This window comes from Chryseolinea sp. T2 (assembly GCF_037203685.1).
Taxonomy (GTDB): Bacteria; Bacteroidota; Bacteroidia; order Cytophagales; family Cyclobacteriaceae; genus Chryseolinea.
This window is the reverse complement of record NZ_JBBCAU010000004.1, coordinates 387,963-405,322: the sequence shown is the minus strand read 5'-3', so window position 1 is coordinate 405,322 and position 17,360 is coordinate 387,963. Positions and strand designations below refer to the sequence as shown.

Genomic DNA, 17,360 nt, shown 5'->3' with positions numbered 1-17,360 from the left:
TTCATTGAACATTTGCACGTCGCACGCCCTGCGTTATCGTGATCTTTTTTTGTTATTGATCTGTAATCCCGATGGGATCAATTCCAATCGCTTTGCTATTGATCAATGATCCCCATGGGATCAAAATCCAATCGGGATCAATTCCAAATCACCAAATCAACAAATCAACAAATCACCAAATAATCAGATTGGCATTCTGACGAGTGGGGTAACATCAAGTCCGGTGAAATCGCCGGCGCGGAATTTATAGTAGGCGGCGATAGCGATCATTGCGGCATTGTCGGTGCAGTATTCAAATGCTGGGATGTAAACGTTCCAGCCTTTCTTCGGCGCCATGCCGTTAAGTCGGTTCCGGAGTCCGGAGTTTGCTGACACACCTCCGGCGATAGCGATCTGTTTGATGCCGGTTTGTTCGCTTGCTTCCTCCAGCCGGGAGACCAGCATCGTTACCAGATGCTCCTGGATGGAGGCGCAGATATCGTTCAACCTCTCTTCGATGAAGTTTGGATTCTTAGCTACCTCGTCCCGAAGGAAGTACATGAATTGTGTTTTGATGCCGCTGAACGAAAAGTCCAGTCCCGGCATAGAGGTTTGCGAAAACTTAAAGGCCTTTGGGTTGCCCAGTTTGGCGTACTTGTCTATCAGCGGACCGCCGGGGTATGGAAGGCCCATGATCTTGGCGGCCTTGTCGAAGGCCTCGCCGACCGCATCGTCCTGGGTCTCGCCGATGACCTTCATTTTCAGGTGGTCTTCGACCAATACAATCTGGGTATGGCCGCCGCTTACGGTAAGGCAGAGGAAGGGAAACGCTGGTTGCGGGTCGTCGATGAAGTGCGCCAGCACATGAGCCTGCATGTGGTTCACTTCGATCAGGGGCTTGTCGAGGGCCAGAGCCAGTCCCTTGGCGAACGAGGTTCCTACGAGAAGAGATCCCAATAAACCTGGTCCGCGGGTGAACGCAATCGCGTCCAGGTCCGTTGGAAGGATATGGGCATCGTCCATCGCCTCTTTGATGACGGCGACGATGTTCTGTTGATGCGCACGAGAGGCGAGCTCAGGCACCACCCCACCGTATTTTTGGTGCATCGCCTGGGTAGCGATAATATTATTAAGTACCTTGCCGTTTACAATTACCGAGGCTGAGGTCTCATCGCACGAAGACTCGATGGCAAGGATAATGGAACGCATGTGGTAGCAGGATGAACCCGCAAGTTATCAAAAATAGGATAGGCAAAGTACTCGCCTACACCTTGACGGCCATTCTGTTTCTCGGCATCTCCTGTTTTCTGGTCCTCCAGATGCCCCCGGTCCAAAAATACCTCATTACCAGATTTCTGGGCAATTTCAGCCAGGTGACCGGTTTTCGGACCACCGTTGAGGGTTTCCGAATGCTCTGGTTTGACCGCCTGGAGCTTACCAACGTAACCGTTTACGACACGGAAAATAACAAGATGATCAGGGCAAAAGAGATCCTGATCAACTTCAAACTGACGGAACTGCTGGACAACAGGAACGTGAACATCGACGGGGTTTATCTTGACAGTGCTCACGTGTTTCTGACGAAGGTTAATGAGTCCGACACCTCACGCGATCTGAACATGAACGTCTTCATTGCCAACATCAATAACGGCTATGGTGGCAGCGGTGGCGGGGGTGGAAAGACTCCCCGCATCAACATTGGTGAGGCGTTCGTCAATGAAAGTCAGTTTACCTATGTCGATCAGGACCTCGACAGTGTTAAGAACGGATTCGATTACAAACATTTTTCATTAAGTGTCGACGAAGGACAACTGAACAGTTTTGTCATACTCGGAGACACAACCGAGTTCAATGTAAAGACGCTAATAGCGCAGGACCTGGCGACTCAATTTACAGTTCACCAGATCTCAACTTTCTTCCGCATCTGTCAGACGGGTATGGAATTCGTCGGCCTGGATTTGCTTGCCGGGAAGACGACCGTCTCGGATACCATCATCTTCCGGTATAAGACACTGCGCGACCTGAACGATTTTGTTGAGAAGGTGAACATTCATGCGCACCTCACCAATTCGGTTATCGATCCCAATGATCTAGAATACTTTGCCCATGGTGCAGATCAGGTGGATCAACCGTTTATGCTGAACGGAACTTTTAATGGCAAAATCAATAAGTTCAGGTACACCGGGATGCGTGTCGATATCGGCAATTCACACCTGAGCGGATCCATAGAAATGGATGGTCTTCCCAACATCAACGAAACATTCATGGTAGTGAACCTTCGTAACTCCGTTGTGGATACGCGCGACCTGACGTTTCTGTTCAACCAGAACACTATGCGCAGGATGCGGCCATTGGGTGAACTAACGATGAACGGACAGTTTCTTGGTTATCCTACTGACTTCGTAGCGAACGGAAACTTCATGAGCTCACTCGGCGGGATCAAGAGCGATATAAACTTCAAGGTTAACGAGAAGGACATCGACAGGTCGGTTTACAGCGGAAATCTTTCACTCGACGCGTTTGACCTGGGCACCTATCTCGAAGACAGCACATTTCAGCGCGTCACCATGCAGGGGCACGTAAGAGGTGTAGGTATCACTGCAGAGACAGCGGACTTCCGGCTCGACGGACAGGTTCATGAGATCGGCTTCAAAGGATACAACTATCGAAACATACTCACGAACGCGCGCGTTGCCTCGGAACGCTTCGACGGCTTTGTACAAATTGATGATCCGAATCTGCAGTTCACAGCAACCGGTTCAATTGACCTTAGTGGTGGACACAACATCATCAAACTGGAAGCTTCGCTGGATACGGCATTCTTTCACAATCTCAAGCTGACAAAAGATAGTGTATTCATTCATACCGACCTCGTTGCCGATATCAGCGGACTGAGTCTTGATTCGCTTGAAGGTAAGGCAAGCTTTCACAACTTTCAGATTGACTATAAGGGAGAGACACTTGAACTCGACAGCATTATACTCGATGCTGAACGCGATGACCTGATGCGAAGGTTCTCATTGAAGACGTCTCTTGCCGATGCTGAAATTACAGGCAAGTATTATCTGTCTGATCTTTTCGACAATCTTCAAACGCTGTCGAAAGAATTTCAGCTGAATATCCGAAACAACGCAGCGGCTACTTCCAGCTACTACCGGCAGAAGCAAACGAAGCCGAAATCGTACCAGGCAAACTTCGTTCTCAACCTGAAGAACATTGCACCGCTTACGCGGCTGCTAAATCAGGACCTGAGCGTAACAAAGAACACTGTTCTTCAGGGTACATTCACCAGCGGTTACACGAGCATTCTCAGAGCGTATGGTTCCATTGATTCGCTTTGGTATAATGGTTCTGTCTTTGCGCATAACGAGATCGACCTATCTGCTTCCAAGATTTCCGACAGCACCAATGTGCTGGGTGTAATCTCCGTTACTTCGGAGAGCCAGGTCCTGACGCCTGCATTCAAGTCAAAAGATCTTCTTCTTGAAGGTATCTGGAACAAGAACCATATTGACTTCAGCCTCGACGCAGATCAGGATGGTCAGCCCAACTACATTCGGCTGAAGGGTGGCGTAGACTTCATGTCCGACAGCACAGTACTGGCCATGCAACCATCGGAGTTGAAATTGCTGGGCCGCGAATGGCGGTTTACTGAGGATAACCGTACCGTTATACGTGGTACTGATGTTAACTTCCATAACCTGAAGCTTGCCAACGATCAGCAGTATGTCGGCTTAGATGGATTGCTTTCGGAGGATCCTTCGAAGGTGCTTTCGCTCACGGCTGATGAGCTCGATTTTTCATTGCTCAACGTGCTTACGAATAAAAAATTCAAAGGAATAATAGATGCAAAAGTCGACATCAGCAATGTTTATAACAGACTCTCCATTCAAAATGACGTGAACATCCGCGGATTTACTGTTAATGACTTTCTAGTTGGAGACATCACCGGCAAGAATGAATGGGATACCGTTAAAAACAAGTTCGCCATCAACCTGGCTATCGATCAGGAGAAGTCCCGAATCCTGAATCTTATTGGAGAATACGATCCGAAAGAGAAACAGTCACCTTTAAATCTTCTGGCCCGTCTTGAAGGTGCCAATATAAACTTGTTGGAGCCATTCCTCGGAGACATCTTCAGCAGAATGGGTGGCACCGTATCCGGTGACTTCCGGATAACGGGTGAGCTGGACGCACCACAGATCGCGGGCGAGGGAGATGTGGTCAATGGTCAGCTGATGGTGAACTACCTCAAAACGTTCTACCAGTTCAAAGGCAAGGTTGGACTTACGCCGACCTCGATCTACTTTAAGGATATTGACATCACTGATACCTACCGGAACAAGGGCAAGCTTATGGGTGCAGTGAACCATGTTAACTTCAACAGCATGTCCATAGTGCTGGACGCATCGTTCACCAACCTGCAGGTATTGAACACGAGCACAAGAGACAATACATTATTCTTCGGGCAGGCATACGCGACCGGTACGATGGAGATGAGGGGGCCGATCTCTAACCTGCGGATTTATTCTGCGGCAACCACGCAGCCCAACACCAAGATCTATATTCCCGTAAGCGGAGCGTCAAGCACTGATCAGAAGGAGTTTATTACCTTCAACAACTTCACGGACACCACGCATACCAAAAAGGTGATCAGCGCCATTTCAAAGCGTGTGAATCTTACCGGCGTTACGTTCGATCTTGATCTTGATGTTACACCCGACGCTTACTGCGAAATCATCTTTGATGTGAAGGCAGGCGACATCATACGCGGACGGGGCAACGGAGACCTTAAGATCCAGGTAGATTCCAAGGGCGACTTCAACATGTTTGGACCTTTCGTCTTCACTGAAGGCCGATACAATTTCACATTGTATGACATCATCAATAAGGAATTTGAAATCAAACCTGGCAGTACCATCAACTGGACCGGCAATCCCTATGAGGGCATAATGGACATTGACGCATCGTATAACCAGCTCGCGTCGCTCTATTCGTTGTATTCGAATGGTAGCAACGGTTCCACTTTTGACGAGAGTGCGAATCAGCAATTAAAACGAAAGTATCCGATTCAGGTGCTGCTCATGATTGACGGGCCGATGTTATCGCCGAATATCAACTTCGATATTTTAGCGAAGGATCTTCCTCAGTCGGCCGGAACGAGCGGAGTGAACCTCGATCTGATGTTTACTGCTTTCAAGGCAAAGCTCGATGAACAGGAATTGAAACGTCAGGTGTTCAGTCTGATCGTATTGCGTCGCTTCTCCCCTCCCGAATCGTTTAACACCAGCGGGTCCGTTGCGAGTAGCTTGAGTGAATTGCTTTCGAACCAGCTGAGCTACTGGATGAGTCAGGTGGATGAAAATCTCGAGCTCGATGTCGACGTTGCGTCGATGGATCAGGAGTCATTCAATACGTTCCAGCTTCGGTTCTCCTATACGTTCCTTAACGGGCGTTTGCGGGTTACCGGCGACGGCACCTATTACAATCAAAGCCAGGTGAATCAGACGCAGGCCACACCATCGAACATAGCCGGTGACTGGACGGTTGATTACAAGCTCACCGCCGATGGCAAGCTGAGAGTCAAAATGTACAGCCGCACCAACATCAATCCAGTCCCTACGGCTGCCCAGCAAACTTACATGACGACCGGGGCGAGCATCGTACACACCCAAAGCTTCGATGAACTACGCGACATGTTTGCCTCACAACGCAAGCAAAAGCGACGCGAAGCGGAACGGGCGAGAGCTAACGCGGAAGCCACCAAGCGTGAAGATGGCAGCGATTAGAATCACACTGCTACTGGTTCTTTCATCCTGGTACGCACAGGGACAATCAACTTCATCCCCTGCTGCATCAGCACCTTCCGACACCTCCAGTGTTTCTACCGGTGACACTATACGCACGGTGAACAAGAGACGACTTAAGGGACTTATCGTGGGGTCTACAGTTGCTTATGGAGTTGCCCTTTATGGATTGAACGAGCTGTGGTATAGCCATAACCCAAAGGAGTCGTTTCATTTCTTCAATGACAATGCGGAATGGAAACAGGTTGACAAGGTCGGCCATTTCTATTCGACGTTTTATCTTAGCTACGCATCCGACTATGCGTTGCGCTGGGCCGGAGTGAAGGACAGGAAGGCCGCGCTGATCGGATCGATTGTAGGCTTCGGTGTGATGCTTCCCATAGAAATTATGGACGGATATTCAGCTGCGTATGGTGCCTCCGTTGGCGATCTCGCTGCCAATGCCGCCGGTGCTGCCCTTTATCTGGGGCAGACGCTGATTTGGAAAGAGTTACGCATTTATCCGAAGTTTTCATTTCATCAGACCGACTATGCACCCATGCGCCCCAATGTGCTGGGCGATAATCTCGTTTCGGAAATGTTCAAGGATTATAACGGGCAGACCTATTGGTTATCGGTTGACATGGACAAGTTCATGCGGTTTCCAAAGTGGCTCAACCTGGCGGTAGGCTATGGGGCAGAAGGTATGGTATACGCCCGTGATGAGCAGAACATTGAGGCCCGGATTGGCACTCCCTACAGGCAGTACTATGTTGGAATTGACTTTGACCTGAGGGCCATTAAAACCAGGTCCAGGTTCCTGAAGGGTCTTATTGAAGTTGTAAGCATTGTCAGGCTGCCCGCCCCCGCCATCCAGTTCTCAGAGCAGGGTGTACGGGCGTATGCGTTCTACTTCTAGGCAACTTCCGGTGCCGGCAAATTTGAGAGAGAAAGCCATTGCCTTTTGCAAGACAACCGGTAACCTTGCTTGTACCCGCGATTACTCATTAGGAAATTAATGCCGTATCTTCCTGTGAAGGGGGGCTTATTTTAATTAAATTTAGTTGAGCCAAATAGAACCCCTTTATGAACCTTATGAATTTTGTTCAGCAAACGGCTGAACAGATCGGTGGGGAATATACAGACTATGATCACACCAAGTCTGTGATAGTTGTCCCCGTCAATGGCACCCGCTACCAGACTGTGCTTGCCATGACACAAACCAGTGCTGTCTCCGGTCGCGATCAGGCGACGTTCACATCCAAAGTATGTGAGTACCACACTAAGCTCGACCTTAAACTTTTGATGGAACAAAATTCCCGGTTCGACTACAGTAAGTTTGTACTTGACGAGGGATTTCTGAAAGTGGAAGCATCATGCCTTACGTCGAGTGTTTCCCAGGAGCAAATCAAGGAAATGATTCAGGAGGTTGCGCAACTGGCGGACCATTATGAATTGAAGCTGACTGGGAAGGACGTGCATTAGAATTTATAATTGACAATTGACAATTGATAATTGACAATTGGCACGAGGCGTGCCTGGCCACGTTAGTGTGGCCGGGATTTTTCTGTGATTCGGCAACAATGCTCAGCCTCAAAACACGCGTACAACTAGCGCGTCAGGTCCCAGCCCTTATTATAAGACTTGCCTGACTTTGCTGTCACCCAGATTAGGCCAATTTGCTGCTGGTTATTCTTTATCAAAGGGAGAATTGCGTCACCCCATTCTTTGATAGGATCTTTGAGGCGCCACCATCCAAGTTCTTTACTTCCATTCATTCCATCTTCATCGGCAGGATAGCCTATCTGGAAAGCACATGCCGTTGGCGCGAAGTGATTCGCCCAGGCGGCGAAACCTTTGTTGAGGTCATCGATAGTTGCTTCGGAAGCGTCGCATATAAAGATCAGATCGCCGCTTCCCCGATAAACCGGAGGCATGTAATCCTTGCTGTAATGTCTGAGGAACAAGCGGTACTTTGAATTGTGAGATTTCAGTTTCTTGTCCCATAAGGCGGTAAGTTCATCAGTTGCCTTGCCAAAGTACTCCAGCTCCACTCCCACTCCTGCAATGCACTTATGATGCTTAAACTTTGTGAGCCACCGGTCTATCTCGGCCTCAACGTTTGTTGCATTTAGACCTTTGCTCTCATCGCCCCTGAATGGAAAGATCTCCAGGAAGATCGTGATTCCCTTTTCGTCCATTGCCGTGAGATAAGATTCATGCGCAGCATCGGAAAGTGTTTCGCCGGATGGTATGGCTTTCGAGATATCACCTACTGTCCAGGTTGCCCACGCCGCCGATCCGGGAAATTTCTTATTGATGTTTGATATCAGATTCACATGAGACTGCTTGTCGGGAAGATTGATGAAGCGTCCGATTTTTGTATCCAGCTCTGTGATGCCATCGGCTGCACTTACTCTTGTCGGTATCCAGGCGCCGGTCCACTTGTATTGTTTTTGTTGCGCTTCAGCGCTGATAGAGGCTAACAGGCAAACACAGATGGTAATGAGATGTATCAGTTGTTGTTTCATGTGGGTGAAAACAGAATAAATAGAATGAGCTAAAAATGCAGATCAAAAACTGAGTATCAAAATCAACATTGGAAAAACGGAACCATAAAAAGGACATCTGAAACAACTCCTCACAATAACATAGATCGCCTGGCCCTGAAAACGGCTGCTCCCCAATTCTCAATTTTCAATTCTCAATTTTAAATTAACTTTGCATTTGGCAACGCCGCCTTATCGCTCTTCAGCAATGGAGGGAGGAAAGTCCGGGCAGCACAGGGCAACGTACTTCCTAACGGGAAGGACTTTCGGGCAACCGGGAGGACAGATAGTGCCACAGAAAACAGACTACCGCGTTTCGACTTGTCGGAATGTGGAAAAGGTGAAAAGGCGAGGTAAGAGCTCACCGGCTGTTTGGTGACAAACGGTGCATGGTAAACCTTACGTGCTGAAAGGTCAAATAGGTCACGTCCACTTCGGTGGCTAGCGGCTCGTTAGTATTCGGCGTGATGGGTAGACTGCTAGATCCCGATAGCGATGTCGGGACCAGATAAATGATAGGGGCTCCCCGACACGTCGGGGGGAACAGAACCCGGCTTACAGGCATGCCTTTTTAAAACCTGTCAGCGCGCAAAAGCTGACAGGTTTTTCTATTTTTAACCCGATTGTACTGGCCGGATGCCAGGCACCAAAACACTCAGGCGCATGTCCAAAATATTGATCATAGAAGACGACAATAAGATCCGCACCATTCTGAAGGAAATTCTGGAGGAGAAGGACCACGAGGTGGATGAAGCTGCGGATGGTCAGGAGGGCCTTAAAAAGCTCGAAGGCGGAGCCTATGATCTTTGTCTCTGCGATATCAAGATGCCCAAGATGGATGGCATGGAAGTGCTGCAAAAGGCGAAGGAAGCCGGCATCGGCACCAACTTCATCATTATATCGGCGCATGGCACCATTGATATCGCCGTTGAGGCCGTAAAGAAGGGTGCGTTCGATTTTCTGCAGAAGCCTTTTGACCTCGGACGACTCGAAATCACGCTGCGCAACGCATTGGATAAGACTTCGCTCATTAAAGAGACCAGAACGCTGAAGAAGAAGATCTCGAGGAAGAATGAGATGGTGGGTGAATCGGCTACGATTGTTGAAGTAAAGGAAATGATCGATAAGGTGGCCAACACGGATGCCAGGGTTCTGATCACCGGTCCCAACGGCTCCGGTAAAGAACTCGTCGCCCGATGGATACATGACAAGAGCAAGCGTGCAGCCGGGGCGATGGTTGAAGTGAACTGTGCAGCCATCCCTTCGGAGCTGATTGAAAGCGAGCTTTTCGGTCATGAGAAGGGTTCGTTTACATCGGCGATCAAGCAAAGGCTTGGCAAGTTTGAACTTGCTGAAGGAGGTACTTTGTTCCTTGATGAAATCGGCGATATGAGTCTGTCGGCGCAGGCAAAGGTGCTTCGTGCACTACAGGAAAACAAGATTACCCGCGTTGGCGGCGACAAAGAAATAACGGTTCACGTACGTGTAGTAGCAGCCACCAACAAAGACCTTCGCAAGGAAATCGAGGAGAATCGCTTCCGCGAAGACCTCTATCACAGGCTCAGTGTCATAGTGATCAAGGTACCTGCACTGAATGATCGGTCTGACGACATTCCACTCCTGGTAGATAAATTCCTGGATGATCTGGCTGAAGACTATGGAGCGAAGAAAAAGAACATTGCACCGGAGGCTATCAACGCATTGCAGGCACACAACTGGACGGGTAACATTCGCGAGCTGAGGAATGTAGTGGAACGCCTGGTTATTATGAGCGGCGATACGATTACCGGCGCGGATGTTGAAAAATACCTCTGACACCTGATCGTTGGATCTGTACCTTCACCGATAATTGTTGACCACAACCTTTGGACTACTGGTTCGTACACATTCTCTGGTACCTATCATGCCGGTGAGTCTGGATGGATTTTTTCCATTCAAGGGAGTACCATTTATAGGATTGTTTTATCCAAATCGATAATAACACATGCAGTTAGCTCAGGTAAACATTGCAAAGATGCTTGCTCCCATCGATAGCCCCGTGATGCGCGAGTTTGTGGAGAATCTGGATCCGATCAACGCTCTTGCCGAAAACAGTCCCGGCTTTGTATGGAGGCTGAAAGATGATACCAACAACGCCACGTCCATCAAAGTCTTTGACGATGACTTTCTGATTGTCAACATGTCTGTTTGGGTAAGCGTAGAAGCCCTTTTCGATTATGTATATAAAAGCGATCACACGAAGGTGCTGAAACGAAAGTCCGAATGGTTCGAACACATGCGCGAGCGGCATATGGCATTGTGGTATGTTCAACCGGGTCAGTATCCGACTGTACAGGACGCTGTTGATCGCATCAACCTTCTCAGACAAAATGGTGAGACACCGCATGCGTTCACATTTAAGAAGAGATTCAGGCCGGAAGATCTGGTGACGACGACCTGAAATGATTGTAGTTGGATTGTTGACTTGATTAAGAAAGGGAGGTCATCCGTAATCAAGTGAGGGGAAGTTTGGTACTCCGCCGTTTAAAAGGGTTTTTCGGAGGTTAACGCGAAGTGTATAGTTAAATCCGGACAAACTGTACGATAGTATAGGAAAGTATAGGACGGATATAGGAAAAGTATGGGAAGGGTATAGAAAAGTCGTCTACCGATCGTCTAAAAGTATAGGCCAACTATAGTGCTACTATAGTTCTTCTATAGGAGAAGGCCAGCACGAAACAGCACGTGTTGAACATACAGTTATCATAAATTCCCAAGAAGGTAATTTCAAGCATGGGCGACTGCAGTCCCGGTCGACCATAGGAAAACGTGTCCGCTTTCGGAAAATCCTGTGCGCATTTGACTAGACGGAAACATCCATCAAGCTTATGTTAAGGAACTCATGACACCATTACGGTTTCGTCTGCTGTCCAGAAATGACCAGATGATTCTAAATACAAAACCTAAAGGCCCATTGCTGCGTGTTTCATGCACCTGCATTGCATTCATTTCTAATCACGCGAGTGAATAAACTTGACACAGGTTTGAACGGCGTGAACGGCCTGTTTTGAACGCTTTTTGCCCAGTGGCACGAAAACCAAACAAAGTGCGTTCATTATGAAGAAAATTATGTCCTTGCGGATGGCAGGTATTGTCGCCTGTCTGTTCGTGATCGTTGCGCCGTCTCTGGCACAAAAGACTAAAAAGCAAACAGCCTCATCAAGCGACCTCATGGTGCCTATGGTTGCCGAGCGTTGGGAAGGAACCTCGGCGGGAGTCGAGTTCGTGCAATACAAGAATGTGCCGGCCATGAAGATTATTGGCAAAGAGCGCATCATGCTGAAAGATTACACGTTCAGCGATGGTACGATTGAATATGACGTCGAGCCCTTATCGGAGGGATTTGCGGGCATTTACTTTCACATGGCCGATAACAATGAAACCGAGTACCTGTATCTGCGCACAGCAAGAGCGGGTAGTCCCGTGGCCATGGATGCCATTCAGTACGCACCTTATAACAAGGGTGTACTGTTGTGGGACATGTACTATTGGTTTCAGGGACCGGCGAAGATCAATAAATCCGACTGGAACCATGTCAAGCTGATTGTCTCAGGCGCGCAGATGGTTGTTTATGTTAACGATATCAACACGACAACGCTGGAGATTCCGCAGCTTGAAGGAAATCAGCAGAACGGACGAATTGCCTTCGATGGCAAATGTATAGTGGCCAACGTTGTTATCAAGCCAGGGAAGACCGAAGGGCTTTCTGCGCGGGCGGGTTTTGATCCCACACATCATGACCCCCGCTACATCAGGACGTGGCAGGTAAGCAAACCGAACGAACTTCCGCGGGGAAAAGAATTGATTGAGTCTGACTATCCCAACAATACAACGGAATGGCTAACATTCAATGCTGAACGACGGGGCATGATTAACCTTACCCGTGAATACGGTGCAAGCAACAACAGACGCTATGCATGGCTGCGGACAAAGATTCACGCGCCCACAGCAAAGAAGGTCACTATGTCGCTGGGCTTCAGCGATGATGTGTGGGTTTATATTAACAAGTCGCCAGTGTTTGTCGACCGGAATGACTATCGTTCTGCCGCCATGCGCAAAAAACCAGATGGAAGGATTTCTATCGAAAACTCTCGTTTCGAAATACCCTTGAAGGAAGGCGACAACGAACTACTCATTGGCCTTGCAAATGATTTCTATGGATGGGGTATCATTGCGTTGCTCGAAGATATGGAAGGGCTTACAATATCGACAGACTTTCCAAAGCCTCCGGATCCTCCAAAAGATCTTACCAAGTACACCGGTACTTACAAGTCGGCAGAGTTTCCGGACATCGTATTTACGGCCGAGAACAATACATTAATGGGAAAGAATCCAGGTCAGCCATCCATCGCGCTGGAATACTTTGATACAGACAAGTTCAGGTATACTCCCGGTGATATTGTTGTTGAATTCCATCTCGATGAACGCAAATTTGTGCTCAGGCAGGGAGGAAGGGAATCGACGTTCGTAAAACAATAGAGCGAAAAGTCAGCTACGAAACGAACCTCGATTTGTTCTTGTCATCACAAACTGCCGTACCCGCGAAATGCATCACAGATTTCGCGGGTTTACTTTTGATTGTTGGCAATATTTGTCTGGGCGTTATGATGCTTAACCAGTAACGAAATACTTGTGGACTTTAAGGCGTATTCATTACCGAGCGGTATTTGCTCGCTCAATTCGAACGTCTCAACAATTGCCGGATCGCTGCGAGGTGACAAAACAAAACAACGGGAACTACGAAAGCAGGCAACCAGCTGAAGGGGAAATAGAGCACCGCTCTGTTGGGTTGATCGAACGCCAGTTTCTGCAGCGGTGATGGTACTGCCAGCACGGCAATGATCACGATGTTGAATAATAGTCCAATGCAGATGAAATTCCAGGCAATCACGGTTAACTTCGTAAGAATATTTTTACGCACGCCATACAAAGCAACGAGAGGTGCCGTCAGGCCGGCAATGATATCGAGATTTCTACCCTCAAAGGTCATCACCTTTGGGACCGCCGCTTCAATGAACAACCACCAGAGAACCAGCTCTACCAATATTCGGATAGTGTGTAATGCAGTGAGCTGATACAGATCAAGTGAGTCGATGAATTGTCTTCCCGCCGAAGATGCAAAGGTTGCAACGATGAGGATCAAGGCCGGTAAAACGCCGAACAGAAAAATGCGCGGTGGCAATGCGTCTAAATTATCAGAGTATACTCCGGCAAAGGAGAGCACTCCCTGAAGGATCAGCCACAGCAACATCGCCCCAATAATGATGTTTGTGAGTCGACGCGTGCTCGGGGAGTTTGCTGTTGACAGTATACGGCGAAATAATACCAAAGTGAGCACAGTGATCAGTGCAAATGCAGCAGATACTGAAATGGGGAGGTTTTCAAGCATATAGATATCATCTGGTTTTCGCCCGGTGTTGCAATCTGCGTATCCTGTCTCCTACGCTATCTGCCCGACTTCTATACGCTGATGCTATGTCCGCTGGCGCACATGCGCGACTCGCCGGCGGTCACTGCAAAAATATACTACCCTTCTAATTTAGTCCAAATCGGGCGATGGGAGCTTTGGCACAATTCTTATTCCTACAAATAGGAAAATAGTATATCTGTTCTGATTTTGTCGAGGGGTTCAGAAATAAACGAGCGAAAACCAGCCATGCCGCCGTCGCTGGCACATAGGTTCTTCCGATGGTATTGCCGTGCCGATCTCGTAACTCACATTGAAGGTGACTTACTGGAGGACTTCAAAGCAAGCTTAAGAGCTCGGGGCGCGCGGCACGCACGGTGGCGCTTCATAGCAGATGTTATACTATTGTTCCGTCCCGGAATCATCCGGTCACCCAAACGACAACAACATACAAATCACACCATCATGTATCGGAGCTATTTGAAAATTGCCTGGAGGAACCTTCAAAAGAACAGGGGCTTCTCTCTCATCAACGTCGGTGGACTAGCGCTGGGCATGGCAGTGGCGATCCTGATCGGTCTCTGGATCCATGATGAGCTGACATTCAACACATATTACAAAAACTATAAGAGCATTGCGCGGGTTCACCGAACAGGAACGCTCAACGGAGAAACCATGGCAACAACCTGGCTGCCCGTTGCTCTTGGTGAAGAGCTTCGTTCGAAATATGGTTCCGACTTTAAGCATGTCGCTATGACGTGGCCCACGAGTGATCATGTTATCGCTTCCGAAAAGGAAAGCTGGTCGCTCAGGGGAACTTACATCGAACCACAGGGACTTGAGATGTTTTCTCTCAGCATGATTGAAGGATCGTATGCTCCTTTCAGCGATCCCCACAGTATTGTATTATCGAAGTCTGCAGCAACGACGCTCTTCGGACGTGAAAGCGCCATTAACAAACTTGTGAGGATTGATAATACAATGGATGCTAAAGTTGTGGGCGTTTATGAAGACATCCCGCGCAATGCAAGCTTCAATGATGTTCAATTCTTCGCGCCCTGGGACCTTATCGTTTCTGTAAATCCGTGGATCAAGTCACAGGGCTTCGACAATAATTTCCTGGAGATTTATGTACAACTGTCCGAGCACTCACAACCAACTGAAGTTTCGGCACATATCAAAGATGCGATTCTCAATAACATTCAAAGTGCTGACTATAAAAAGGTGAACCCGCAGTTGTTTCTGCATCCAATGGAGAAGTGGCATCTGTGGGCCGATTTTCACAACGGTATCATTAGTGGTCTCATCGACATGGTTTGGTTGTTCGGAGTTGTCGGCGTGTTTGTACTCATTCTTGCCTGCATCAACTTCATGAACCTGAGCACTGCCCGCGCCGAAAAGAGGGCAAAAGAAATTGGTATACGAAAGGCCATCGGTTCCGTTCGTTCACAACTCGTCGCGCAGTTTTACAGTGAATCATTCCTCATCGCCAGCGCCGCCTTTATTTTGGCAATTGTGCTCGTAACGATAAGCATTCCCTGGCTCAATGACATTTCATTCAAGCAAATCGTGATGCCCTGGATGAATGTATACTTCTGGAGTGGTTGCCTTTGCTTTATCGCGATAACAGGTATTCTGGCAGGAAGCTATCCGGCAATTTTTCTATCGTCGTTCAGTGCAACGAAAGCGCTAAAGGGTGGAATGAAGCTTGGTCACGCAACGTCATTGCCGCGGAAGGTACTGGTGATCACGCAGTTTTCAGTCTCTGTGATCCTCATACTCGGAACGATTGTCGTTTACAATCAAATAAGCTACGCTAAAGACCGACCGATAGGATATGAACGAAACGGACTCGTGAATGTGCAGCTGAACTCGCAGGAGTATCAGGGCAAGAACGACGCTCTGCGAAACGAATTGCTCGCCAGCGGCGTCGTTAACAATGTTGGGTTCTGCTCAAGTCCTCCGACAGATATCTGGAACTCGAACGGAGGTTTTACATGGGAAGGAATGACTCCTGGTTTTCTGGCGGAGTTTGGAACATTCACAGTGACTCCAGGGTACGGCGAGACGGTTGGCTGGCAGTTTACAGAGGGAAGAGACTTTAACCTTGACCTGGCCAGTGATTCTTCAGCTTTCGTCATTAATGAGGCCGCCGCAAAACTGATGGGCTTTCAGACTTCCGTTGGCAAGCATGTAAAGTATCAATCCTGGTGGACGAATGGTGAAAAAGATTTTTATGTGATTGGAGTCATTAAGGATCAGATCATGAAGTCGCCATATGACCCGGCGGTTCCATCGGTATACTTTCTCAGTGGCTATGTGAACTGGATGGCGATTAGAATAAAGCCGGAGCTTACAACGGCAGAAGCGCTGAAGGGGATTGAGTCGGCATTCAACAAGGTCGTGCCCGGAGTACCGATTCAATACAAGTTTGCTGACCAGGAGTATGCTTTGAAATTTGCTACGGAAGAGCGCGTCGGCGTACTTGCTGCAGTATTTTCGTCTCTGGCGATCCTCATCAGCTGCCTCGGATTGTTTGCGCTTGCGGCGTATGTCGCTGAACAACGAACCAAGGAGATTGGCATCAGGAAAGTGAACGGCGCTTCAGTGCTGAATTTGTGGTCGATGTTGTCGGGCCAGTTCATTGTGCTCGTTGTAATATCATGTGTCGTTGCCATGCCGATTGCCTACTATGCGATGGATAGCTGGCTGGAAAAGTTCACCTACAGGACAGGCGTGTCGTGGTGGGTATATGTAGTAACCGGTCTCGGTGCACTAGCCATCACGTTGCTTACGGTGAGTTTCCAGGCAGTGAAGGCGGCATTGATGAGTCCGGTAAAGAGTCTGCGGTCGGAATAGGATGCGGAAGGTTTGAGTTTCTTACTGACAGTGCGGCATAGGATGTTGTTGTGCCAGGTGTGACGAGCCCTCCGTTCTTGAAGAATCCCTATCGAAACATCGCATCATAAGAGTTAATAGTTTTGCACAACTCCTGTCTAGTCATCACTTGGTCAAGTATTGGTGACCGGGCGTCATAGAAGACAGCCTTGCATTTTCAGAGACCGTACATTCAAAGTGGAATGAGGCACGAACGTGCCTCGGAAAACAAAATCTTCTGCTATGAAAACGAAATTGTTTCTTACGATCGCCCTGCCTCTTTTCCTTTCCGTATTGGCGTCCTTTGCTGTGCGCCCTGGCATGGACACTTTTGAGGTTTACCTGGGAAATGAGTTGCTGATGAAAGAACACGCTTATGGCCAACGATCCAACAATCCAATTGTACTGGACAAAAACTCAAGTGCAACGATGACGGTGAGCTACGATCATTGTGGTATTACCGGTTCGTCCCGTAAACTCAGTCTGCTAGATGATCAAAAAGGAGTGCTTAAGGAATGGACCTTTGCTAACGTCGGTTCAAAAGTAAAGGATCCGATGCCAATAGCTGTAAAAGAAATCGTTGCGGCTTCGATGGGAAAGAGTGCTACGCTCTATTACAAGTCCAATGAGATAGAGAATGCGGTGATGATCGCTCCTGTGAAGTTGGTTGACAAAACGACGGCGAGGAATTAAGAATTAAGAATTAAGAGTTAAGAATTAGCC

General features: G+C 48.3%; 11 protein-coding genes and 1 other RNA gene. 9 read left to right on the top strand and 3 right to left on the bottom strand.

Features of this window, described 5'->3' with window-relative positions:
- Positions 1–183: 183 nt before the first annotated feature.
- Positions 184–1,188 (bottom strand): tRNA (adenosine(37)-N6)-threonylcarbamoyltransferase complex transferase subunit TsaD, encoded by a 1,005-nt coding sequence (gene tsaD / locus WBG78_RS16145; protein ID WP_337327485.1) that lies wholly within the window; start codon positions 1,186–1,188, stop codon positions 184–186.
- Between the two features lie 11 nt (positions 1,189–1,199).
- Between tsaD and WBG78_RS16140 the strand changes: the two genes are divergently transcribed.
- The 3 genes from WBG78_RS16140 to WBG78_RS16130 all read left to right on the top strand — a co-directional run bounded on the left by WBG78_RS16140 (position 1,200) and on the right by WBG78_RS16130 (position 7,250).
- Positions 1,200–5,768 (top strand): translocation/assembly module TamB domain-containing protein, encoded by a 4,569-nt coding sequence (locus WBG78_RS16140; protein ID WP_337327484.1) that lies wholly within the window; start codon positions 1,200–1,202, stop codon positions 5,766–5,768.
- Positions 5,755–6,684, top strand: coding sequence for a DUF2279 domain-containing protein (locus tag WBG78_RS16135; RefSeq protein ID WP_337327483.1), 930 nt, complete (start codon positions 5,755–5,757; stop codon positions 6,682–6,684). The genes WBG78_RS16140 and WBG78_RS16135 overlap by 14 nt, the downstream gene beginning before the upstream one ends.
- Before the next feature lie 167 nt (positions 6,685–6,851).
- Positions 6,852–7,250, top strand: coding sequence for a hypothetical protein (locus tag WBG78_RS16130; protein ID WP_337327482.1), 399 nt, complete (start codon positions 6,852–6,854; stop codon positions 7,248–7,250).
- A 125-nt stretch (positions 7,251–7,375) separates the two neighbouring features.
- Here WBG78_RS16130 and WBG78_RS16125 read toward each other — a convergent pair whose 3' ends face one another.
- Positions 7,376–8,296 carry a hypothetical protein gene (locus WBG78_RS16125; RefSeq protein WP_337327481.1) on the bottom strand — a complete coding sequence of 307 codons (921 nt, stop codon included), beginning with the start codon at positions 8,294–8,296 and terminating at the stop codon, positions 7,376–7,378.
- Positions 8,297–8,493: 197 nt separating this feature from the next.
- Here WBG78_RS16125 and rnpB point away from each other — a divergent pair.
- The 4 genes from rnpB to WBG78_RS16105 all read left to right on the top strand — a co-directional run bounded on the left by rnpB (position 8,494) and on the right by WBG78_RS16105 (position 12,832).
- Positions 8,494–8,887, top strand: an RNA gene (gene rnpB, locus WBG78_RS16120) — RNase P RNA component class A.
- 90 nt (positions 8,888–8,977) lie between these two features.
- Positions 8,978–10,129, top strand: a complete 1,152-nt coding sequence (locus tag WBG78_RS16115) for a sigma-54-dependent transcriptional regulator (RefSeq protein ID WP_337327480.1) — start codon at positions 8,978–8,980, stop codon at positions 10,127–10,129.
- 169 nt (positions 10,130–10,298) lie between these two features.
- Positions 10,299–10,754 (top strand): DUF3291 domain-containing protein, encoded by a 456-nt coding sequence (locus tag WBG78_RS16110; protein ID WP_337327479.1) that lies wholly within the window; start codon positions 10,299–10,301, stop codon positions 10,752–10,754.
- Positions 10,755–11,410: 656 nt separating this feature from the next.
- Entirely contained in the window at positions 11,411–12,832 is a 1,422-nt protein-coding gene (locus WBG78_RS16105; RefSeq protein ID WP_337327478.1) for a hypothetical protein, read from the top strand.
- A 196-nt stretch (positions 12,833–13,028) separates the two neighbouring features.
- On the opposite strand, the gene WBG78_RS16100 is transcribed toward WBG78_RS16105, so the two are convergent.
- Complete coding sequence (locus WBG78_RS16100) at positions 13,029–13,742, bottom strand: hypothetical protein (protein WP_337327477.1); 714 nt, start codon at positions 13,740–13,742, stop codon at positions 13,029–13,031.
- A gap of 267 nt (positions 13,743–14,009) precedes the next feature.
- Here WBG78_RS16100 and WBG78_RS16095 point away from each other — a divergent pair, with 267 nt between their 5' ends.
- Together WBG78_RS16095 and WBG78_RS16090 are read left to right on the top strand one after the other, a co-directional pair.
- Positions 14,010–16,619: an ABC transporter permease gene (locus WBG78_RS16095; protein WP_337327476.1), complete on the top strand. Its 2,610-nt coding sequence runs from the start codon at positions 14,010–14,012 to the stop codon at positions 16,617–16,619.
- 261 nt (positions 16,620–16,880) lie between these two features.
- A complete protein-coding gene (locus tag WBG78_RS16090) occupies positions 16,881–17,330 on the top strand; it encodes a hypothetical protein (RefSeq protein WP_337327475.1) in 450 nt (149 codons plus the stop codon).
- Positions 17,331–17,360: the final 30 nt, after the last annotated feature.

Coding starts and splice junctions, on each gene's coding strand:
- tsaD (WP_337327485.1), bottom strand. CDS start 1,188: ATGCGTTCCATTATCCTTGCCATCGAGTCTTCGTGCGATGAGACCTCA.
- WBG78_RS16140 (WP_337327484.1), top strand. CDS start 1,200: ATGAACCCGCAAGTTATCAAAAATAGGATAGGCAAAGTACTCGCCTAC.
- WBG78_RS16135 (WP_337327483.1), top strand. CDS start 5,755: ATGGCAGCGATTAGAATCACACTGCTACTGGTTCTTTCATCCTGGTAC.
- WBG78_RS16130 (WP_337327482.1), top strand. CDS start 6,852: ATGAACCTTATGAATTTTGTTCAGCAAACGGCTGAACAGATCGGTGGG.
- WBG78_RS16125 (WP_337327481.1), bottom strand. CDS start 8,296: ATGAAACAACAACTGATACATCTCATTACCATCTGTGTTTGCCTGTTA.
- WBG78_RS16115 (WP_337327480.1), top strand. CDS start 8,978: ATGTCCAAAATATTGATCATAGAAGACGACAATAAGATCCGCACCATT.
- WBG78_RS16110 (WP_337327479.1), top strand. CDS start 10,299: ATGCAGTTAGCTCAGGTAAACATTGCAAAGATGCTTGCTCCCATCGAT.
- WBG78_RS16105 (WP_337327478.1), top strand. CDS start 11,411: ATGAAGAAAATTATGTCCTTGCGGATGGCAGGTATTGTCGCCTGTCTG.
- WBG78_RS16100 (WP_337327477.1), bottom strand. CDS start 13,742: ATGCTTGAAAACCTCCCCATTTCAGTATCTGCTGCATTTGCACTGATC.
- WBG78_RS16095 (WP_337327476.1), top strand. CDS start 14,010: ATGCCGCCGTCGCTGGCACATAGGTTCTTCCGATGGTATTGCCGTGCC.
- WBG78_RS16090 (WP_337327475.1), top strand. CDS start 16,881: ATGAAAACGAAATTGTTTCTTACGATCGCCCTGCCTCTTTTCCTTTCC.